The organism is Shewanella sp. Actino-trap-3 (assembly GCF_002836275.1).
Lineage (GTDB): Bacteria > Pseudomonadota > Gammaproteobacteria > Enterobacterales > Shewanellaceae > Shewanella > Shewanella psychromarinicola.
The window spans coordinates 289,010-310,724 of sequence record NZ_PJCE01000001.1 but is presented as its reverse complement, the minus strand read 5'-3'; the positions used below and the strand labels follow the sequence as shown (position 1 = coordinate 310,724).

General features: G+C 41.3%; 16 protein-coding genes. 11 read left to right on the top strand and 5 right to left on the bottom strand.

Features of this window, described 5'->3' with window-relative positions; genetic code table 11:
* The first annotated feature begins 4 nt into the window (after positions 1 to 4).
* On the top strand, positions 5 to 370 hold the full coding sequence (locus CXF80_RS01345; protein ID WP_101030382.1) for a cytochrome c3 family protein: 366 nt from the start codon (positions 5 to 7) through the stop codon (positions 368 to 370).
* A 95-nt stretch (positions 371 to 465) separates the two neighbouring features.
* Positions 466 to 1,542 (top strand): DcaP family trimeric outer membrane transporter, encoded by a 1,077-nt coding sequence (locus CXF80_RS01340; protein WP_101030381.1) that lies wholly within the window; start codon positions 466 to 468, stop codon positions 1,540 to 1,542.
* 740 nt (positions 1,543 to 2,282) lie between these two features.
* Here CXF80_RS01340 and CXF80_RS01335 read toward each other — a convergent pair.
* A complete protein-coding gene (locus CXF80_RS01335; protein WP_101030380.1) occupies positions 2,283 to 3,029 on the bottom strand; it encodes a TetR/AcrR family transcriptional regulator in 747 nt (248 codons plus the stop codon).
* Between the two features lie 781 nt (positions 3,030 to 3,810).
* Here CXF80_RS01335 and CXF80_RS01330 point away from each other — a divergent pair.
* Positions 3,811 to 5,691, top strand: coding sequence for a methyl-accepting chemotaxis protein (locus tag CXF80_RS01330; RefSeq protein ID WP_101030379.1), 1,881 nt, complete (start codon positions 3,811 to 3,813; stop codon positions 5,689 to 5,691).
* Between the two features lie 800 nt (positions 5,692 to 6,491).
* Here CXF80_RS01330 and CXF80_RS01320 read toward each other — a convergent pair.
* On the bottom strand, positions 6,492 to 8,198 hold the full coding sequence (locus CXF80_RS01320; RefSeq protein WP_101030377.1) for an AMP-binding protein: 1,707 nt from the start codon (positions 8,196 to 8,198) through the stop codon (positions 6,492 to 6,494).
* Between the two features lie 537 nt (positions 8,199 to 8,735).
* On the opposite strand from CXF80_RS01320, the gene CXF80_RS01315 reads away from it, so the two are divergent.
* Positions 8,736 to 9,941, top strand: a complete 1,206-nt coding sequence (locus tag CXF80_RS01315) for an MFS transporter (RefSeq protein ID WP_101030376.1) — start codon at positions 8,736 to 8,738, stop codon at positions 9,939 to 9,941.
* A gap of 439 nt (positions 9,942 to 10,380) precedes the next feature.
* A complete protein-coding gene (locus CXF80_RS20010) occupies positions 10,381 to 10,557 on the top strand; it encodes a DUF6435 family protein (protein ID WP_124014189.1) in 177 nt (58 codons plus the stop codon).
* A gap of 53 nt (positions 10,558 to 10,610) precedes the next feature.
* On the opposite strand, the gene CXF80_RS01310 is transcribed toward CXF80_RS20010, so the two are convergent.
* Positions 10,611 to 11,075, bottom strand: a complete 465-nt coding sequence (locus tag CXF80_RS01310; RefSeq protein WP_101030375.1) for a lysozyme inhibitor LprI family protein — start codon at positions 11,073 to 11,075, stop codon at positions 10,611 to 10,613.
* 320 nt (positions 11,076 to 11,395) lie between these two features.
* Here CXF80_RS01310 and CXF80_RS01305 point away from each other — a divergent pair, with 320 nt between their 5' ends.
* Entirely contained in the window at positions 11,396 to 11,725 is a 330-nt protein-coding gene (locus tag CXF80_RS01305) for a hypothetical protein (RefSeq protein WP_101030374.1), read from the top strand.
* A gap of 12 nt (positions 11,726 to 11,737) precedes the next feature.
* On the opposite strand, the gene msrQ is transcribed toward CXF80_RS01305, so the two are convergent.
* Positions 11,738 to 12,343, bottom strand: a complete 606-nt coding sequence (gene msrQ, locus CXF80_RS01300; RefSeq protein ID WP_101030373.1) for a protein-methionine-sulfoxide reductase heme-binding subunit MsrQ — start codon at positions 12,341 to 12,343, stop codon at positions 11,738 to 11,740.
* Positions 12,343 to 13,380, bottom strand: coding sequence for a protein-methionine-sulfoxide reductase catalytic subunit MsrP (msrP, locus tag CXF80_RS01295; RefSeq protein WP_101030372.1), 1,038 nt, complete (start codon positions 13,378 to 13,380; stop codon positions 12,343 to 12,345). The genes msrQ and msrP overlap by 1 nt, the downstream gene beginning before the upstream one ends.
* A gap of 355 nt (positions 13,381 to 13,735) precedes the next feature.
* On the opposite strand from msrP, the gene rmuC reads away from it, so the two are divergent.
* The 5 genes from rmuC (at position 13,736) to CXF80_RS01270 (ending at position 21,667) form a co-directional block, all read left to right on the top strand.
* The gene (gene rmuC / locus CXF80_RS01290) at positions 13,736 to 15,232 is read left to right on the top strand and encodes a DNA recombination protein RmuC (RefSeq protein WP_101030371.1); all 1,497 of its coding nucleotides are present in this window, start codon (positions 13,736 to 13,738) and stop codon (positions 15,230 to 15,232) included.
* A 141-nt stretch (positions 15,233 to 15,373) separates the two neighbouring features.
* A complete protein-coding gene (locus CXF80_RS01285; RefSeq protein ID WP_101030370.1) occupies positions 15,374 to 17,302 on the top strand; it encodes a transglycosylase SLT domain-containing protein in 1,929 nt (642 codons plus the stop codon).
* A 272-nt stretch (positions 17,303 to 17,574) separates the two neighbouring features.
* On the top strand, positions 17,575 to 18,486 hold the full coding sequence (locus tag CXF80_RS01280) for an AAA family ATPase (protein ID WP_101030369.1): 912 nt from the start codon (positions 17,575 to 17,577) through the stop codon (positions 18,484 to 18,486).
* A gap of 14 nt (positions 18,487 to 18,500) precedes the next feature.
* Positions 18,501 to 19,619: a DUF58 domain-containing protein gene (locus CXF80_RS01275; RefSeq protein WP_101030368.1), complete on the top strand. Its 1,119-nt coding sequence runs from the start codon at positions 18,501 to 18,503 to the stop codon at positions 19,617 to 19,619.
* Complete coding sequence (locus tag CXF80_RS01270; RefSeq protein ID WP_101030367.1) at positions 19,616 to 21,667, top strand: transglutaminase TgpA family protein; 2,052 nt, start codon at positions 19,616 to 19,618, stop codon at positions 21,665 to 21,667. Before CXF80_RS01275 ends, CXF80_RS01270 begins: the two co-directional genes overlap by 4 nt.
* The last annotated feature ends 48 nt before the right edge of the window (positions 21,668 to 21,715 follow it).

Below are 21,715 nucleotides of genomic sequence, written 5' to 3'. Positions count from 1 at the left end.
AAAAATGAAAAAGTTGATATTAAGCCTAGTTTTGGGACTGATGGTTAGCAGTGCGTATGCTGGTGACTTGGTTGAAATGCAAAACAACACAGCAGGCCGCACAAATCATCAGTTTATTTATGATGATGGTTGTAAAAGTTGTCATGCAGGATCCGGCAAAACAAGTGCAACGGATCAGGCATGTGTGGAATGTCATGGGACCATAGATAGTATCGAAATAGATACCAGTAAATTAGCCATTGAGGGCGCTAACCCACATAAATCCTTCCATTATAACAAAGGTGCTAGCTGTTTAGCATGTCACGCGGAACATGAGAAAAAAGCCCCTGTGTGCGCAGAGTGCCATCGCAGCTGGTTTCATAAAATGTAATCACCGCTAGTTTAAAAGTGTAATAGCAGCTCGTTATAAAAATAAAATCGCAGCTGCTTTAAAAAATATAATCAATTTGTTACTGAGAATGAATAATGAAAATCACAAAAAGTGTTTTATATCCAATTTGTTTTAGTTTCCTCACGCTGGCGCAAGCTCATGCCGCCGAAATAAACATTAATGACACCCAAATAACTGCTGGCGGTTTTATTAAAGGCAACGCTAGATTTATAAGTGGCGATGCTCCATATAACACAATGTGGATAGGAAGCGGAGCGGCGAGTTCCGAAGATAACTCACGACTTCAATTTAGTGCTCAAGAAAGTCGATTTAATGCAAAAATTAAAAAGGGTGAAGTGAGTGGTTATGTTGAAATAGACTTTGTTGGTTCGGCGCAAGGTAACGGAGTTATTTCAAATTCATATAGCCCTAGATTACGTCACGCTTTTTTAAACTATAAAGATATTACATTCGGCCAAACTTGGTCGACACTAGTGAATACAAGTTCATTTCCCGAAACCGCAGATCTTGGTGGCCCTTTAGTCGGGGAAGCTATGATGCGTCAAACCTTACTGCGCTATCAATATGGTAACTGGAAGTTCGCTCTTGAAAACCCAAATACATATGGCACTTTAGAAGGTGGAACATCTGCTGAAACTAACAATGATTATGTTCCTGATTTCATCGTGCGTAATGATATTAAAGGTGAATGGGGTAATGTGTCTTTCTCTGGATTGATTAGATATTTAGATCCTGACAACACTAAAGAGTTAGCCTTTGGTGGATCTATTTCATCAAGAATTATGACTTTTGGTAAGGATGATTTACGAGTACAAGTTCATTATGGTAATTTAGGCCGTTATGTCGGTACGGTTGCAGCAAAGGATATTGCAAACGGAGAAGTAGAAACAACAACATCTGGAATGATTGCATATAGACATTTCTGGAATAGTGAAATGCGATCTACCTTATTCTATGGTCGCACTGTCACTGATGTTGAAGAGACTGATAGATTTCATTATGGGATTAACTTGTTTACAAACTTAACTAAAGAGTTGGTTATGGGTTTGGAGTTAGGAAGATATGAGGTTTTGGATGATGATAACTCATTCTCTACACACAATACTTGTGCATCAAATTACGCCCAGTTTACGATGCAGTTTAATTTCTAATCTATGCTATTTATCTTAAAAACGCTTAGCTATGCTTAACTAAGAGTGATAATGACTGGCGCTGGAGGTTCCTAATAATTTAGGTGTTCCAGCGTCATTTACCAAGCTATATATTCAATCCGTGCCAAAGATAAACGTCCTCATTTCGCTAATATTTCGCTCTTCTGCATACATCTTGTCTAGATCTGATAATCTTTGCTACAGCAGGTTTATCACGGTATTCGCCTAAAACCTCTCAGCCAAACTAAGTGATAAGCGGCTAATCCAACACACCATAATAATATTTCAGCCAGTATTACGAACATCATATTGTGTATGGGTGCAATCTTCGCGGCAATATTCCCCCAGAGACGGGAGAGGTCAGTAATAATGATGCGATAGTTGATTAGAGTCTGGCAATGACTCAGTGATAACCATCAGAAAATAGAATATAGCTGATGTATTTTAGAGTCTTGTTTTTGAATGAATGGTGTAAGATACAGATATCACCTGAGATATTGGATCTACTCAATTTTTTGGCAAAACTAATTTTTTGGCAGAATTATTTAGTTTAAATAACACTAGGCGTGTCGACTAAATTGAAAATAGACGTAATTATCAATTGCCCTAGTGACTGGCGTTGCTTTGTTAATATTAACGATAGAATCAGAACCTACTAAAATTATATTGTGGGTCAAGGTAACCTAAAGTATTATTTATTTATTGAGTCATATTTAAAAAACATTATATATTTGTCATGGTTAAAGTTTATTTGATATAGAGTTGCAAGCGGCGCAGTCCATTTTATATTGGTAATGTGTATTAAAATATTTTTTAACATCACGTTGTAAATATTCAAAATCATTTTTTGTCAGTGGTACCGTCCAATGGTATTGAGCCATCAGTTTTTCAAGGTGTATATAACAAGTTTTTTTGCGATCAGATAAATATTTTGATTCAATGAGTTCGCTTTCAAATTGGGTTAATGAACCCGTTAAATAGAAGATAATCCCTTGTACGAGTTGACTCGCTTCTTCTGTTGTTGCGTCTAACTCACCAGACTCAATAGCTGAAGCAATTGAGTCTGAGAACCAAAACCAAAATGCATTTATACGTTTTTTAAAACGCTCAACTTTCTCATCACTGGCGAGTTTCCAGATCATAGGATTAACAGAAATGGATCGCAAAGTAGAAAAGCTCTTGCTACGCTCTATTGCTTCAAATGTGAATAAGACTGGTAATAATACTTTTTGGTATTTGGTTAACTCTGGGAATTTTTCAACAAAACCGTGCAGGTGATTTGATGTTGCGTTCCTTAAAAATAAACAAACTAAGATGTCTTCCTTCCCTTTGAAATGCTTATATAATGTCCCTGTTGAACAACTAACATCTTTGGCAAGTTGAGAAAAATTAAAAGACACAATACCTTGTGACTCTATCAGTTTGTCTGCTGCGTTTAGTATATTATTGCACCGAACGATACAGACTTGGTCTGAAGGACATTTCATTTTTTACCCTCGAATATGCTTAGTAACATATTACAGTATGGTCAGGTAATCTTATAGTGGGCATTAGGCATTTGTGATTAACTTCACATCTAAAAAGGTTTACGACCTCGTAGAATTATCCCTTAGTAAATAAATCTCTTTAAGCTAAATTAGAATGTTTCTATTAAAAACAGCAAGAATTGACATCCATATCGTTAAATTTAGATTATATTTTTGTACTTAAAAAAGCGATTTTTATTTGTGTTACACACAAAAATATCAACGAATGTTATTATTATGATACAGAAAAAACATCGTGTTTAGTTTATATTATAAATGTATTATATAAACATTAACTATATCCAGAATTGAATAGCTAATTTAGCAAATTAATAAATAAACTTTATTTTTCGGGGTTTCATACGGTTTGTTATCTTTATTTTATTTATTTCACCTGTCTATTCTCATTTAACGTTGTTTCATAGACTCCTTCCTTGTTACACACTATCGAGTGGGTTGACGCCAAATGGATCGGACCGATTATTCTGCTTAGGCTCTAAAAAGTGACTATTTTATAGACCACTGCATATTGATTTATTTGGAATTAATTCCATAAGTGGATATAGATTACACATGCTCCCCCTGTTGCTGAAGGCTTCAAAAGTCTGGCGCAAATAAGTTGCTAATTATAAAGATTATTTGTATGTTGCCTTCAATTAAAATCACGATTTTCTGGTCTCGTCTGTAATGATTAGCTGAAACCTCTTTGATTTTTTATTTTCATATTATGGGTTGAATATTTATGTTGTTGAAATACAAAATAACGGGGCTATTTACCTCGTTATCTTTTTTTATGGTGTTGCTGGTATCCATCGTTGCTTATCAAAACTTTGCAGAATTCAGCCGCGCGAGTTATCAAGATAAGGTTGAAACACAATCTAAACTGGTGGCTCAGGCATTAGATGAAAAATTAATGCGCTTTTTCGATGTGATTGATTCTGGCACATTCTTTTTCGATGAATATGGCGAACTCGACCTTGAACGAGCAAACCTTACCGTTGAGGAAATAGCCCAGACGATTAATGGTGAAGCGGGGATCTATTTAGGTTTGAAGGATGGCACCCTAATTAGTGACGGTAAGGCTGTCGCTAATTTTAATGCAATCACGGCTAAGCGTGAATGGTTCATAAATATTTTTGCAGGTGAGCGCTACGTCGTGAGCACGTCGTTTGTCGATGTCACTAAAAACGTCGAAGTGTTTGGTCTTTCTGTGCCTATCATGCACCAAGGGAAAATTTCTGGGGTGGTGTTAATCAATATCCCGGTTAAGTTATTCAGTGATTTTGTTGCCTCTCTTAGCAATAACAATCAAATGTTCGTCTACCGCAGCGATGGCTACATAGTATCTAGTGAGGTAAAAGACCATATTGGCAAGAACATATTTGACTTGCGCCCACAATACCGAGCGATATCTGACTCAAATAAGTCGATGACATACTCGGCTCCGGGTTTGGGCGATTACTTTGTCACAAGTCATAAGATGAAAGTCCGTAATTGGACTGTGGCTAGCTATGAAGCAATAGATGTCATCGAAGCTGCTAGCATGAATAATCTATATGATGCTCTTATGTTGATTATGATCTCCCTGATTGTACTCATGATCGTTATTTACCAGATGGTTATTCGCCTTATTTACAAACCTATTGGCGGCGAGCCACTGGAAATATCAAACATGGTTAAGCAAGTGGCAGAGGGAGATTTGAGTATGAATTTATCCTCTTCCGGGCAGGAGGAAGGTATTTATGGCAATGTGATCGCCATGGCACAGAATCTTAGGGCCATTGTCGCCAATATTAATAACACAACAAATGATCTTAATCGCTCTTCTGCTTCGCTTTCATCGTCTGCCCAAACGATGAGTGATGGCTCGAAGGCACAAACAGTCCAGCTTGAGCAGACTTCGACCGCGATGAACGAAATGACCTCCACCGTCGATGAAGTAGCACGAAGTGCACTGCAAGCGGCAGAGTCGGCCCAGGGCGCTAGCGAATATTCTGAGGTTGGAATGAAAGTGGTCGAGGATATGAATGCTAATATCCGTTTACTGGTCAATGAGATGAACGGTGTCACCCATGTCATCGAAAACGTTGAGGCAGAAACGGTCAATATTGGTAGCATTCTCGATGTGATTAAAGGCATTGCCGATCAGACTAATCTTTTGGCTTTAAATGCTGCCATTGAAGCGGCACGTGCCGGTGAACAAGGTCGCGGATTCGCGGTAGTCGCAGATGAAGTTCGAAACCTTGCAAGCCGAACACAAGATAGCGCCAATGAGATCACTATGATGATTGAAAAGCTTCAAACAGAGGCTAAAAAAGCGGTAGATCAAATGGGCAAGAGTACACTGCTCGCTCGACAAACGTCGACCAAGACAGAGGAAGCAAACCTATCCCTGACACAAATCACCACTTCTGTTTCTGTTATTCTTAATATGAATGACCAGATCGCCACAGCATCAGAGCAGCAGACTCAGGTCGCCGCGGAAATTAACCAGAGTGTGCTGGAGATCAATGATTCGGCAAAAGAAACCAATAAGCATGCCGATAGCACTACCGAACTTGCAAATGAGCTGGGCGGAATGGCGAATACTCTAAATGGTATTGTGAGCAAATTTAAGCTTTAAGGCAGACTTAAGTATTCCTCAATGTCATCGAAAGATCATGACTTTTGGTGACATTGAGGGCTATGACATGCTGCCAATATAAGCGTTCACCGAGATTGACTTGACACCATTTTGATGATCAACAAAGCGTTAGCATTTAACTATTGAAGGATGTTTTTTCGGCCTCTATGGTGGCCATGAAAAATAATTTACATAAGTACAGTCGACACTTTCACATATCAGCGAAGCTAACCTGCTCATTCAAGCGCTTTGGGCTGAACCTCGTCAATAGGAAGACCGATTGGCGACGAGTGCCAGACCCCATCAACATCGATTCGAGCAATCACTCAAACTAAAGCCTCAATTTATCGTATCAATTGGCACATTTTAAATTACTGCATTTTGACGCTAACGGTCACTAGCTATTGATCAACAAATTTATTTAGCGCAACACCGTAAAGTAGGTAAGTTTTACGGTTAAAAAATGGCGAATATCATCTTCGGTAATGTCGGCATTGGTGGCTTGTTTAATCCATGCGCTATCGAGAAAACATCATTTATTTACAGCTGTGTTTAATTCAAACTCAAACTCAAATTCAAACTCAAACTCAAATTCAAATTCAAATTCAAATTTTTTGTCGAAAGTCAGGCTGTGTCAATTAGGTCAATGTTATGACTGTTATGACGGTTATGACTTGCCATTTAATGCTGTACTCGTCCGCCGCGTGTAGTCTCTAGTTCACTTTGAAATAGATTGCCCTTCAACATAAAAGCCCAGTGCGATAACTCAACACTGGGCTTAAATGATTACACATAAAATATCAATTTATCGCTTTATGTAACTCCTGATACATTAACTCTCGCATTTTAAATTTCTGAATTTTGCCAGTAACGGTCATGGGGTATTGGTCGACAAACTTGATGTAGCGCGGCACTTTAAAATAGGCGAATTTTTCAGTTAGAAAATGACGAATATCGTCTTCGGTAATGTCGGCATTGGCGCGAACTTTAATCCAGGCGCACACCTCCTCACCATATTTGTCACTTTGCACGCCAAATACGGCGGCGTCTTGCACGTCCTTATGGCTGTAGAGCTTTTCTTCAATTTCACGTGGGTAAATATTCTCGCCGCCGCGGATGATCATGTCTTTAATACGACCCACAATTTGCACATAACCAAGTTCATCCATTTGACCGATATCGCCCGAATGTAACCAGCCAGCACTGTCGATGGTTGCAGCTGTTTTAGCAGGGTCATTCCAATAACCTTGCATAATGCAGTAGCCTCGACTGCACACTTCACCGGGTTGACCAATAGCAACTACGTCGCCAAATTCATTGATGATTTTCACTTCGGTGTGTGGCAATGCTCGGCCAACGGTGAGCACTTGTTTTTCAATGGGAGAATCTATTTCAGTAATGTGGTTTAACGGGCTGCACTCGGTTTGTCCGTAACCAATCAGCACCTCTTTCATGTACATCAGTTCTTGTACTCGTCGCATGACTTCTTCAGGGCAAGTGGCGCCAGCCATAATGCCAGTGCGCAATGAGCTAAGGTCAAACTGGTTAAATTGTGGGTGTTCTAATTCGGCAATAAACATAGTCGGCACGCCATGTAATGCGGTGCAGCGCTCTTGTGCGATGACTTGCAAGGTGATTAGTGGATCAAAAGACTCACTAGGATACACTGCCGCTGAAGCGTAAATAATAGAAGATAAGCTGCCTAATACCATACCAAAACAGTGATATAGCGGCACAGGAATACACAGTTTATCGGCAGGAGTAAGCTTCATTGCCTCTGCCACTAAATAGGCATTATTTAAAATATTATGATGCGAAAGCGTCGCGCCTTTAGGGCTACCTGTGGTGCCTGAGGTAAATTGAATATTAATCGAATCATGGCTGTTGAGTGTATCAGCAATAGCGGCTAACGCCTGTTGGTCATCACGGCTAACATCAACCAGCAAATCGTTAAAATTAAGCATGCCTGGTGTCTTGTCTGTTCCCATGCGGATCACAAACTCAAGTTCGGGTAATGCGCGAGCAGATAAGTGACCTAGATTGTCGCTTAATTCTGGCACTAGCTCATTCAACATTTTCAGGTAATCACTCGACTTAAATTTATCGGCACAAATCACGGCACGGCAACCAACATTACTGAGGGAATATGCTAACTCTTCTGTTCGATAGGCCGGATTAATGCACACCATTACGGCACCAATTTTAGCGGTAGCAAATTGAGTTAAACACCATTCAATATTATTGGGTGACCAGATCCCTACTCTATCCCCAGGTTGAATACCTAGTTTCAATAAGCCTGTGGCAAGTGCGTCAACCTTGGCTTGATACTGGCGATAGTTCCAGCGGATATCTTGATGATGAACGACGACGGCAAGATTATCTGGATAGGTATTAGCAATATCATCAAAATATTGGCCAATGGTGTTTTCAATCAGCGTCGTTGAAGTGGCACCATGATATTCACTTAACGTTAGTGGAAATGTTGCTTGATTTGGCGGGACAAACATTGAAGCCTCCATGGCATTTATTATTATAATGAATATTATGATTAGTCTTATTCAAACTAACCAATACATGGGGTCACTCACAAGTAAAAAACGGCGGTATTAGACTAAAGATTGATGCCGACGGAAGGGATTTGTTACACTGTAGAACGTGAATATTTCAATAATCCATTTTAAGCAGCATTAACCGCTTTAATTAACTACATGATTACATTACAGCCACTGATTAGATCAAAAAAATCAAAAAAAACAATCATAACCACTTGTTTAAATAAACAATTAATTTATAAAACGTTTGATTAAATATCGAATAAACGCCCATATTTTTTCACCTTACCGTCGATAATCTAAAACAATCAATCGCGACATTACTATTATTGCGATGATGTTTAGCTCGATTCGGACACTTTTTGCGTGACAGATAAAGCTTATTGTTTGTCTGCAACATTCAAGCCCAAATGGTGCTTGTCTCTATCGCCATGTACTCAGTAGTGAAGTCGTACTTATCACTATTTATCTCTTATCACTTACAGGATTTTTATGGCATCGGCGGCAACGTTACCAAGTCAACTTAATACTCGCGCCATTTTGCTGGTATTAGCCTTAGGCACATTTATATTGGGATTATCGGAGTTTTCGATGATGCCAATGCTGCCCTTAATCAGCGAAACATTTTCCTCAACACCGTCACATAGCGGTTATGCCATTAGTGCTTACGCAATAGGGGTGGTTGTCGGGGCGCCCATTTTAATGCTAACGACGGCCAATATGAAAAAACGCCATGCCTTGGCTATTTTCCTCACTCTAATGTTTATCGCCAATGGCTTAAGTGCCATGGCAACCTCACTTGAACAGCTGATTGTATTCCGTTTTTTAAGTGGCCTGCCCCATGGCGCTTACTTTGGCGCGGCCATATTATTAGCCGCCGATATTGCCCCACAAGATAAACGCGCCAGCTACATATCCAAAGTGTTTATGGGCTTAACCATAGCCACTATCGTCGGGGTGCCAATTGTCACTTTAGTTGGGCAAAATTTAAGCTGGCGCTATTGCTTGGCGGGTGCATCAGCTCTGGCCTTAGTTGCACTGGCGTGCGTGTATGTAGTGATCCCTAAAATAGAAAACAGCCAGCCGTCAAATTTAATCAATGAATTTGGCGTGTTGAAAAATAAATTGGTCTGGTCAATTCTAGGTATTGTGATTATTGGCTTTGGCGGCGTATTTTGTATTTACACTTATATTGCCGACACCATTTTAGTGGTCACCCAAACGCCGGCATACACAATTTCAATCGCGATGGTGATGTTTGGTATTGGTTGTACATTGGGTAACTATGTATTAGGCAAAGCGGCCGATCGTGCGGCTTTATACACCACAGGCATAGCCTTAATTTGTATGATTATATTTTCCCTTGCCTACGTCGGTGCCAGCCATAACATTTGGCTATTGTATGCGGTGATTTTCTTTATTGGCTGCAGTTTAGGCTTAGCCACCTTAATTCAAACCTTACTGATGGATGTATCACCAAACGGCCACGCCATGATAGGTGCCTTGGTGCAGTGTTCATTTAACATCGCCAATGCCATCGGCCCTTGGGTAGGCGGCATGGTTATCGCACAAGGTGCATTACCCAACGAGACGGGTTATGTTGCGGCGGTACTATTTACTGGCGGCTTCATAATGTGGCTGTTAAGTTATCTGCAAATGAGCAAGAAAAATGCCCAATTGCAGCAATGCCCTGCTTAATCACCTTGTTGCTGAGATTGTAGATCACAGTGTAGATGACATTATCTACTTCATTGGCGATAACATTGTAGATGAAAATGTCATCACCAATATGTTGAATAGGCCAATATAATCCCATTAGAAAATGATTTACCTTGGCGGCTGAATACTCACGCCAAGGTAAAATAATACAACAATGAGAAAGCTTACATTAGCCAATATAAGCAGTTGAAAAGTGTTGTGTTGAAAAGAGTTGTGTTGAAAAAAGTTGCGTTCATAATGCATATCATCAGTCTACATCTCCCACAGCTTGGCTAATTATGGGGAATTTATTGACCGAACAAACAGCAAACCATCTTTGCAAAAACAGCAAAATCCAGTAATAAACCATTAATGATAATGGGCTATAACCTCAGTCACTTCGTATCTAATGCTATTAGCCATCACAAAGAGCCAAACAATGTTTTCATTTTTAAAGCCAGATCCAGTCAAAAAATTACGTAAAAGCTATGATTCAATACTGGAACAAGCCATGCAAGCACAGCGTAAAGGCGATATAAAAACCTATTCTCTGCTAACCGCAGAATCGGAACAGATTTGGGCTAAAATAGTCACACTAGAAGCTGCAAGTAAATAATCGTCACAGTTATTATCTGAATTCGGGAGCCATTACCCACTTATTGGAGATCATTATTTTGGCTCGGGTAATATAGGCTCACTGGAGTCCATAAACGTTAAATAATGTTGCCAAATATTATGAGTGCGCTGCACAGTAAGTTGCAGCATACATCCATGGTACATTGCACCTCTTATAGTCCCATCTCGCCATAACTCATAGATAGCATGACAATAAGACTCTCGATATGGCAGCCAGTCTCGTTGAGACAGATGTAGTGCTTCAAGCGCCTTTGGATAATCATGATATTGCTCATTGGCTTTAGCCATATACTTGTCCAATCTTACTTGTGCATCATCGGCTTGCTGCCTAGCACAGTCATTAATTTCAAGGGTGTTAATCGGATTACTACAGTCAACCGCTACTTCATGGCCTGTTTCTTGATGCACACTTGCTTGATAGTCAGTTTCTTGCGCCCAACCCCCGCCACTTAACACCATAGTGCAACCCAGTAATACTAGGATGATATATTGTTTCATTGATAATACTCCTTACAGTCTTTCAACCTATGTCATATCAAACTTAGCATTTTTTTACTCACAAGGTACATTGACGCGTCAATAGCGTGCCGCTTGCAAATCAACGCAGATAGCAGGACAAAGAGCGTTTTGATGGTCCTTTATTACCCCGAGCAGAGGTAATTAAGTGATCTGTGAACCACAATCAAGAATAGCCATTCATTTAACGTTATGCTGCACAGGTCAACGTCAGCTGTTGCGCTAGTGATTTTCTTAATGATTGCGCGAGTTGTTACGTTAATAATTACATTTGTTATTACTCGTTATTGAGGAGAATTGGCATGTGGTGGCGAGTAACCATTATCAGCTTGGCTTACCTATTATTGGGCGCCCATTTTTTACGCTTTGATCAGCATATATTGGCCATTATCGCCATAAGTTTACCCTTGCTGATGTTTATTAAACATTCATTTGTATACACATTACTCAAGATAGGCTTACTGATCAGCGTGATATTTGTGTGGGCAGTAACCACGTTCAATTTCATCGATATGCGCATTGCACTCGAACAGCCTTGGTTAAGATTGGCCATTATCATGGTATCAGTCATGATATTTACGGTGTTTGCGGCATTTTCAACCAACGGCCTCAATCAAAAATTGCGCCGTTAGTCATAACGTAGGTTATTTATTCGGTTTCAACCATTTATAAATACTGTCTTTGCGGTAAACCAATAGCGCGGCAAATAAAACAATATAGATGCTGGGTTCAATAATCTCTGACTTTACCGACCAATAAAAATGGATCGGTGCCAATATGGCAGCCAGATAAACCCAATTGTGCAATGACTGCCAGCGCTTTCCCAAACGTCGTTTGATAGCATTAGGCGAGGTTAACGCCAGTGATACAATAATAATTAATGTTGCTGCGCCGACTAAGATATAAGGCCGCTTGATCACCTCCTCAAACAATAATCCCCACGCAAACAGCAAATCTAAGCTAATAAAAGCACTAATATGCAATAGTGCGTAAGCACACACATACAAGCCCACCAAACGGCGAGTTTGCATTAGCGCCGCTATCTTAAAACGTTTGGCTATGGGTGAAATCAGTAACGTGGCTAATAAACTATTAATCGCGCCCATACCGGTATAATGAATAATATACTGCACCGGATCGCCACCCGCATTGTCAGTTAACACTAATTTCACCAGATAAAAGGCGGGCAATAAAAAGCTAATATGCAATAACACCTTTAACCAAAACAGTCCTCGAGGACTTATGCGCATTAGTAAAACTTCCTCAGATCGATATTTTTATATAAATCGGCCACTGAATCAGCATAACCATTGAACATTTGGGTCGGAATACGCTTAGCAGAGAATAAGCCGCCTTCTCCGATGCTGCGCTCAGAGGCTTGCGACCAACGAGGATGATCCACCTCTGGGTTTACATTAGCGTAAAAACCATACTCACTTGAGGCCAATTGATTCCAGCTTGTCGGAGGTTGTTTATCCATCACCCGAATACGCACAATAGACTTGATACTTTTAAAACCATATTTCCAAGGCACGACTAAGCGGATTGGAGCACCATTTTGCGGCGGCAACGTTTTACCGTACAAGCCTACCGCTAAAAACGATAAATCATTCATCGCTTCGGCAACCGTTAAGCCTTCAACATAGGGATAATGGATCCCGCCCCCCATTAAGCGACTCTTTTGCCCTGGCATTTGCTCAGGATCAAACAAGGTCTCAAAAGCAATATGAGTTGCATTACTTTGCACGCCGGCTTGTTTGAGTAAACTGGCTAACGAAAAACCCACCCAAGGGACTACCATAGACCACGCTTCAACACAGCGTAGGCGATAAGTGCGTTCTTCCAGAGCAAAACGTGTCGTCAGTTCATTTAAATCTAAGGTGATGGGTTTATCGACCAGGCCGTCAATGGTTAACGTCCAAGGATCAACCTTAAAACCTTGGGCATTGTCATAAGGATCCGACTTACTATTACCAAATTCATAGAAATTATTATGACGAGTGATTTTATCTTCTGGGGTTTTAGGGCTTGGCAATACAAACTTTGCCGGTGTTGCGTATTGTAGGCCTTGAGTAGTAAAGGGATTTTTGGCTTGTTGTTCACCAAATAGATCAAAAATACCCGCCTGAACTTGCCCCGGCAAACTGGCCCCTAACGCCCCTAAACCTAAGGCTTTAACGATATTACGGCGATCATTAAATACCGATTCAGGTGTAACTTGATTATCGGCAAGATGCCAAGGAGCCTGTTTAAGTATGCCTTTAGTAAAGCGTTTATTACCCGCCATAAATCACCTCTTATAAATGTTTGTCGACAGCCTATCGAGACCAAAATCTGCTCTTCATCTCTCAATAGACAGGTTACATTGGTTTTTTATTTCAACGTATTGCTGTTTTTAATTCAACGTACTGATCTTGTTAATTCAACATACTATTAAAAACCGCCAAAAGCAGATTTGGTCATAATTTGTCAGTAAAATAGCACAATAACCGCCGCCATAATGACAGTTGATACGAACTCAAGTTACAGGTAGATTTAAATTTAATCATTAACAACAATATTTCATCCAATCCTTGTTTTGCCCCTTGCAGGCGTTTATTAGCCGTGCGACCCTTAACCATTATCTTCTATCGGTTATTGTTATGCCTTTTGCAGTGTCGTTAACTCCCCCTCAAATTGCAGCTCTGATTGCTGTCGCGTTCCTTGCCTTTTTAATTGGCGCCCTCATCAATCAACGATTAACTCGTAAACGATGGGAGCAGCTAAAACTTCAACATGAACAACAAACACTTCAACAACTTAATGAAGTGCATATTGAGATGTCGAGGTTACAAGATAAACTCGATGATAAAATCGATCACAGTAATCATCTGCAACATAAGATAGAAGAACTGATTGCTCAGCTGTCTCGCGCAGAAACCAAAGCCGATCGGGTTAATGTCGTCGAGCAACAAATGGTCGATAGCCAGCATCGTTTAATGGAATCCCAACTCAATTTAGCCAAGTCGAACGCTGTCCAACAAACCATTTTGGTCAAAGCAGAAACAGAGCAAAAGTCATTACAAGATAAAATTGTTCTACTCGAGTCAGCAGAAGAGCGCCTTAAACTGCAATTTGAAAACCTGGCCAATCGAATTTTTGAAGAGCGCAGTGAAAGCTTTAAACAACAAAATGTCTCACAAATAGACGGCGTAATCGGGCCGTTAAAGCAGCAATTAGAAGGCTTCAGACGTCAAATTCAAGAGTCATATACTCATGAACAATCTGAACGTAGCGCGTTAAAACATCAATTAGATAATTTACGTGATCTTAATTTAAAAATGAGCCAAGACGCCATTAACCTGACTAATGCACTTAAAGGTGACAACAAACAGCAAGGTAATTGGGGCGAAGTCATTTTAGATCGCGTATTACAAGAAAGTGGTTTACGTGAAGGCCATGAGTACCAAACACAACAAGATTTAAAAGACGACAATGGTAAGCGCTTTAAACCTGATGTTATCGTGCATTTACCCGAGCAAAAAGACGTGGTGATCGATGCAAAAATGTCGCTAGTCAGCTATGAACGTTACTTTAATAGCGAAGATAAAGAGATTCGAGATCAAGCCATAAAAGAACACGCACTGTCGATTAGGCAGCACATTAAAGGCCTAAGCCAAAAAGATTATCATAAGCTGCACGGCCTCAAGAGTTTGGACTATGTGCTTATGTTTATCCCAATTGAGCCCGCCTTTTTACTGGCCATTGAATACGATCCAAGCTTAGTCAATTTCGCGCTTGAACAAAATATTATGCTCGTCAGTCCTACCAATTTACTGGTGGCCTTACGCACTATTAATAATATATGGCGTTATGAATATCAAAATCAAAATGCACAAAATATTGCCAAGCAAGCAAGCCGCATTTATGACAAATTATGTGGTTATCTTGAAGATATGGAAAAGCTCGGTCGCGCCTTAGATACGGCAGATAAAAGCTATCAAAGTGCCATGGCAAAATTATCGTCAGGCAAAGGCAATGTCATTAGACAAGCGCATCAGATGCAGCAATTTGGAGTCGACACCAGCAAACAGTTAGACAAACAATTGCTTAACCGTGCACTAGATGAGTCAGCCGAAAACCATCAACAAAATATTTAACGGCTAGCAGGAGTAATTATTAATCTTTATTTAATCAACAAGCCTAATAGTGACAAAACACGTACAACAAACTCTTAACGCAAACACTTATCACAAACACTTAGTAGCAAATGAAATACTGAGGCGGAGATTCACATTTAAATGCGTAACACTTGGGCAAACACTTTTATTACTGGCGCATTATTACTCTGTACATCATTGGCCTTTTTCGGCCAAGCTCATGCATTGACATCGCAACAGCAAAACTATCTCGATGCTCGTCAAGCACTGGATAACAATCAACTCGACAAGTATCAAGCATTACGTCAAAAATTAGCCGATTATCCGTTAACGGTTTACCTCGATTACCACGCTAATATCGATAGCATAGTGCGATCTTCTGGGCAAACGGCACTGAATTCAATTAACCAATTTGATACCACCCCGTTATACAATAATGCACGTTATCGATACCTGCTCCATGCGGGGAACAAACAACATTGGCAAGACTTTCTGGTGATATCCCCAGACACGCCTAATGATGTACGTCTACAGTGTTATTATTACCAAGCACAACTTGATGCAGGTAATAACACTATGGCATACAAGGGGATAGAACGTTTATGGGTTCATGGTTACTCACGTCCCAAAGAATGTGATGCCGTGATTAACCAATGGACTAAAGCGGGCTACCGCACACAAGAACTCCTCTGGGCCCGTATGCTGCTGAGTTTTAATGCAGGGCAATCTAGTTTGCTGAGTTATTTATCGCAAAAAGTCACCCAACATGATGACGAAGCCAAGTTATTATTGTCTGTTTATCGCGATCCCAATCGTTTGCGTCATATGAAAAAATTTGCCAGTTCTAAACCGATCATAGGTGATATTGTCGATGCCGGATTGCGTAAACTGGCACTCAAAGATTTACATCAAGCGATTAAATTATATGTTAAATACCAAAAAACCAATCGTTTCACCGACGTTGAAGGGCGCCAACTTAACCGCTATTTAGTCCGCCGAGCATTAATTAAGCAAGATGAAAAACTGGTGTCACACATTGATACCATGCTGCCCTTAATTAAATCTGATGACCTATACGAAATTCGCTTACGTTGGGCCATTGGTGAGCAAGACTTTACTACCGTAGAGAAGTATTTAGCCTTGCTGAGCGATAAAGGTAAAGCCGATCCGCGCTGGCAATATTGGCAAGCTAAGATGACCTCTCGCCACGACAAAACAGCGGCGATAAAATTACAGTCAAGCTTAAGTGGCCAACGTAATTTTTACGGTTTTAATGCCGCTGAAGCCTTAGGTAAACCTCTGGCGATGAATGATGATAATTTGGCACCCAACCCCGAGTTGCAAGCCAGGTTAAACCAAGACCCAGGGCTTGCTCGCGTGATTGAATTAATGGCCTTAGATAAACAGATTGATGCCCGTAACGAATGGCTCTATTTAATGCGCCGCCACAACAGCGAAATGAAGGCACAATATGGCCTATTGGCCTTAAATAACGGCTGGCATGCTTTTAGTGTCGAATCGAGCATTCAAGGCCAATTATGGAATTCATTAGCCTTACGTTTTCCTAAAGCCGCCAATGATGAATTTGTCAAAGCCAGTAAAAAGTTCACGGTAAACATTGACGAGATCCGGGCGATTTCTCGTCGAGAAAGTGCATTCTATCCTTATGCGACTTCAGGTGTGGGTGCCAGAGGGTTAATGCAATTAATGCCCGCCACCGCCAAGCAAACCGCTACAAAGAACAAAATACGATTTAATGGCATAAAAGACCTGTACGACCCTAAAGTGAACATTATGTTGGGCAGTGCGTATTACAGTGAATTACTTAAACAGTTTGATCAAAATAGGGTGCTCGCAACGGCAGCTTATAATGCCGGTCCCGGGAGTGTTCGACGCTGGTTAAAAGTCTCTAAAGGAAGCTTAGATGTGATGAGCTTTATTGAAACCATTCCATACACTGAAACCCGTGAATATGTGCAAGCGGTGCTCAGTTACAGAATGATTTTTCAACACAAAGATAATCCAAGTTTGGGGATGTTTAGCTCAAAAGAGTTCAGCCATCGTTATTAATAATGACCCGTTTACTCGTCGTTAGTAATAATAGCCGCCACAACGTGGCGGCTATTATTACTTAACACAAGTCGCAGGGGTAACGTATGATCACCATTCTCTGCTGACTCAATAATTGTTGATAATCATTTGCGATTTAACCCATTACGCTTATGCTGATCCGGTAACGAGAAACCATAACGCTAAGCGATAACGACAAACCATCACTAGATACAGTAATCGATAATCAATAATCAACCGATAATGGTTCATGACTAAAAGTTGGAGTTTTCGTGTCGCAATCAAATATCCAAACATTACTCAATCAACTGAGCCAAGTTTTGCTAGGTAAACCTGAGCAAATCAAACTTGCCGTCGCTTGTATCCTCGCCAAAGGTCACTTACTGATTGAAGATTTACCTGGCATGGGTAAAACCAGTTTATCCCAAGGCATTGCCAGCAGTTTAGGCATGAGTTATCAGCGGATCCAATTTACCAGTGATATGTTACCTGCTGATATTCTTGGAGTATCCATCTACAGTAAAGAGCAACAACAGTTTATATTTCACAAAGGCCCGGTGTTTAATCAAATGTTACTGGCTGATGAAATTAACCGCGCTAGCCCTAAAACCCAAAGTGCTTTACTCGAAGCCATGGCAGAACAACAAATTACCATTGATGGGATCACCCACCCACTTAGCTCACCGTTTTTTGTTATTGCGACCCAAAATCCGGTTGACCAAGCGGGTACTTTCCCTTTACCCGAGTCGCAACTTGACCGGTTTATGATGCGGATCTCCATCGGCTATCCCAGCGCCGAAGCCGAGTTAGCCATGTTAAAGTCGCACACCCAAGCCAGTAAACCGGCATCATTATCACAATGTTTAACCCCGCAAGAGCTGATGTTGTTGCAACAACAAGTGGCCCAAGTGTCAGCTTCTGATGCGGTACTTAATTATTTAATTGCCTTGGTGGATTTTTCTCGTCAACACAATACCGCCAACGGTTTATCGCCACGAGCCAGTATCGCCCTATTACAAGCAGCCAAAGCATGGGCCTTTATTCATCAGCGCCAGTACGTGGTACCCGAAGATATTCAGGCGGTATTTGCCTCGGTTGCCGAACATCGCATTCGCAGCAGTAGTCAATTTCAAGGCCAAGCTTTGTCTGACACCATACTCGCCAGCGTCAACCCCATACGTTAACGGTACTGGCTCACATGGCTAAATCGACAACAGCAAAAAAGCATGCTTCACCACATGATGCTAGTGGCGCGTTCAAGCCATCTCGATTAAGTCGCCTAACACCCTCATGGTTGACACAACGCTGGTCAAGATGGATAAGTAAACGTCTGCCACCGCAAAAACAAGTTACCCTCAGCCATAAAGGCATTTTTATCTTACCCAGTGGTTTTGGTCTATTTTGGCTTGGATTGATCGTCTTACTGTATTTATTTGGCACCAATTATCAAAACAACTTAGTGATTGGCTTAAGCTTATTACTCGCCAGTGTGTTCCATACCTGCATTATTTACAGTTACAAAAATTTAGCAGGATTAACCTTCAAGGCCGTCACGCCGCCACATGCCTATGCTGATGACAGTATGCCATTCCCGATCATGTTAACCGGCCATACTCGACAAGATAATCCCGATACCACCCACCAGCAGATTTGCTTGCAATTTAGCCATCAGCGCCATGCTCGCGTGAAGAGAATGCAAGAACAAACCATTGCAACCGTAGTGTTTGAACACACCAAACGCGGTCGATTAAATCCGGGACGGATCAAAGTCTCGTCGTACTTCCCGTTAGGATTATGCCGCGCCTGGTCCTATGTCGACTTAGACATTCATCATGTTATTTTCGCCAAACCAGAAGTGTGTGATATCAAACTGGCAAGCCACATCAGCGACAATGACACACAATATGAACACGGCAAATTGCATCCAGGCGTTGACGACTACAAAGGCTTACGCAGCTATATTCCAGGCGAATCACTCAAACAAGTCGCGTGGAAACAATGGGCTCAAGACAAAGGGATGTTAACCAAAGAATTTGCTGAACCTGAAGGGCTACCTGTGTGGTTAACATTAGCCAATACGTCGGGGAATAACATTGAACACAAGCTCAGTAAATTAGCATGGCAAGTCGATAAGCTAAGCCAATCCCAACAAATATTTGGCTTAATACTGGATGAACATATCATCAACCAGCAAACAGGCGAAGCACACCGAGTGGCCTGCCAAACAGCCATTGGGACTTATCATTTACCCGCGAATATGAATCCAGATTTTAGTCCAAGTCATGTGACAAAGTCGTCAGTAGGTGAGCCATTATGACCGATAACTTTGATACTATTATTAGTCGTAATACCTTATTTTGGTTATTAATCACCAATGTCGCCATCCTCAGTCCCTTGCATGAACAAGCTACGTTATGGAGTCTTGGCATTTGTGCCATTTGCTTTATTTGGCGAGTCGGGATTTTTCTCGGTAAAGTGGCCGCACCACCCAAAATACTGGTGACCGCCTTAGCTATTGGCGCCGCCATTACTCTCGCATTGGTGTCCAGTGAAATAGGGTTACTCAATGCGCTGGTTAACTTATTAATCCTAGGTTATGCGTTAAAATACATTGAAATGCGGGAACTCCGAGACGTTAAAGCCATTGTCTTAGTAGGCTATTTTCTAATCGCGCTGACCTTGCTTGATCAGCAAAGCATGCTTAATACCTTGCACTTGTTGGCGGTAACAGTACTCAATACCGGGGTGTTAATCAGTGTTTACCAGGATAAGTCGAATAAAGCCGCCAACCTCAGTTTTAGCCTTAAATTGGTGCTGCAGAGTTTGCCATTAGCCATCTTGCTATTTGTGGTATTTCCACGATTAAGCCCACTGTGGTTAGTACCGAACATGAAAGCCGCCACAACGGGTTTATCTGATGAAGTCTCCTTTGGTGACATTAGCAAGTTAACCCGCTCTGCTGAATTAGCTTTTCGAGCCGGTTTTGAAAACCCAGACGGCAGTACCTTAGGTCCGGCCAATAAAGATCTCTATTGGCGCACCTTGGTGATGGAAAATTATGATGGCAAAACCTGGCGCCAAGACCCCAGTATTCAGCAGGTACAGCATCAGGCCTATTTTCAACAGCCCGAACGTCAAGCACCTAGCGCTAATGATATGAGTAGGAAAATTAACTATGTGGTCATTAGCGAACCCAGTCATCAAAAATGGTTGTATGGTTTAGATGAAGCGTTTAGCCAAAATGATCTCGTGGTTGAGTTAGCAGATTATCGTTTGTTTTCATTAAGACCTGTCGATCAACGTATGAGCTATCGGGTGACGTCATATCCAGATCTCATTATGGACCCCAAACTCGACCACAATACCAAACTGATAAACCTCACGTTGCCGTCCAATAGCAACCCGAAAACGCGCAAACTCGGCTTACAATTTGCCAAAGATTATCCCGACCCACAGGCGCGCATCAATGCAATGATGAATTACTTTGCTGTGCAAGCCTATTACTACACGTTAAGTCCACCCAGTGTCGGTGCGCAGCAAATAGATGATTTTATGTTTGAAAACCGTGCCGGATTTTGTGCCCATTACGCCTCTGCGCTGGTGTTTATGGCGCGCGCTAGTGGTATTCCAACCAGAATGGTAACGGGTTATCAAGGCGGCGAGTACAATGCTAAAGCGGGTTACTATAGCGTTTATCAATACATGGCCCATGCTTGGACCGAAGTCTGGTTTGAAGGCCTAGGTTGGCAACGCTTTGATCCTACCGCGATGATCGCACCGCAACGGATACTCGATGGTTTTGATGCCACCTTTGACAGCCAAAGCAGCTACTTACAAGACAGTCCTTTTAGTTCTCTGCACATGAAGCAATACCCATGGTTAAACGAGTTGCGTCAACAGCTTGCCAGTGTCGATTATTATTGGAGCGTGTGGGTGCTAGGCTTTGACGAACAACGAAAACAGCAAGTGTTAGCAAGATTATTGGGTGATGTGAGTAGCAGTAAAATCGCTTTATTGATGATTTTCAGCTTTATGATCATCGCGCTGATGATTGCTTACTACGCGGGGTTATTCAATGTTGACCGCCAACAAGACCCGCTTAATAAACGTTATCAGATCATTTGTCAGCGCTTAGCTCAAAAAGGCATCGCCCGCCAACAAGGCCAAGCCCCGTCTGATTACGCCGCAGCGGTTAACGCACATTTAAGCGCCCTATCACCTCAGATAGCCTCTGACTTTACAGCCTTAAGCAATGCCTTTGTGGCACTTAAATATCAACCGCTCACGGTGCAACAAGCACAGCAACGGCAGCAACAATTTAAGCAGTTATACCGTCGATTACGGCTGCGACTTCTGCGCCGCTGATGTTGGGCACAACATCAGCAATCATTCTGATTATTAACGGTTTTGATT

Bases quoted from the DNA above. Each gene is read 5' to 3' on its own strand.
- CXF80_RS01305 (WP_101030374.1), top strand. From the start codon at position 11,396: ATGTGGTGGCGAGTAACCATTATCAGCTTGGCTTACCTATTATTGGGC.
- rmuC (WP_101030371.1), top strand. From the start codon at position 13,736: ATGCCTTTTGCAGTGTCGTTAACTCCCCCTCAAATTGCAGCTCTGATT.
- msrQ (WP_101030373.1), bottom strand. From the start codon at position 12,343: ATGCGCATAAGTCCTCGAGGACTGTTTTGGTTAAAGGTGTTATTGCAT.
- CXF80_RS01320 (WP_101030377.1), bottom strand. From the start codon at position 8,198: ATGTTTGTCCCGCCAAATCAAGCAACATTTCCACTAACGTTAAGTGAA.
- CXF80_RS01285 (WP_101030370.1), top strand. From the start codon at position 15,374: ATGCGTAACACTTGGGCAAACACTTTTATTACTGGCGCATTATTACTC.
- CXF80_RS20010 (WP_124014189.1), top strand. From the start codon at position 10,381: ATGTTTTCATTTTTAAAGCCAGATCCAGTCAAAAAATTACGTAAAAGC.
- msrP (WP_101030372.1), bottom strand. From the start codon at position 13,380: ATGGCGGGTAATAAACGCTTTACTAAAGGCATACTTAAACAGGCTCCT.
- CXF80_RS01340 (WP_101030381.1), top strand. From the start codon at position 466: ATGAAAATCACAAAAAGTGTTTTATATCCAATTTGTTTTAGTTTCCTC.
- CXF80_RS01335 (WP_101030380.1), bottom strand. From the start codon at position 3,029: ATGAAATGTCCTTCAGACCAAGTCTGTATCGTTCGGTGCAATAATATA.
- CXF80_RS01310 (WP_101030375.1), bottom strand. From the start codon at position 11,075: ATGAAACAATATATCATCCTAGTATTACTGGGTTGCACTATGGTGTTA.
- CXF80_RS01270 (WP_101030367.1), top strand. From the start codon at position 19,616: ATGACCGATAACTTTGATACTATTATTAGTCGTAATACCTTATTTTGG.
- CXF80_RS01275 (WP_101030368.1), top strand. From the start codon at position 18,501: ATGGCTAAATCGACAACAGCAAAAAAGCATGCTTCACCACATGATGCT.
- CXF80_RS01330 (WP_101030379.1), top strand. From the start codon at position 3,811: ATGTTGTTGAAATACAAAATAACGGGGCTATTTACCTCGTTATCTTTT.
- CXF80_RS01345 (WP_101030382.1), top strand. From the start codon at position 5: ATGAAAAAGTTGATATTAAGCCTAGTTTTGGGACTGATGGTTAGCAGT.
- CXF80_RS01315 (WP_101030376.1), top strand. From the start codon at position 8,736: ATGGCATCGGCGGCAACGTTACCAAGTCAACTTAATACTCGCGCCATT.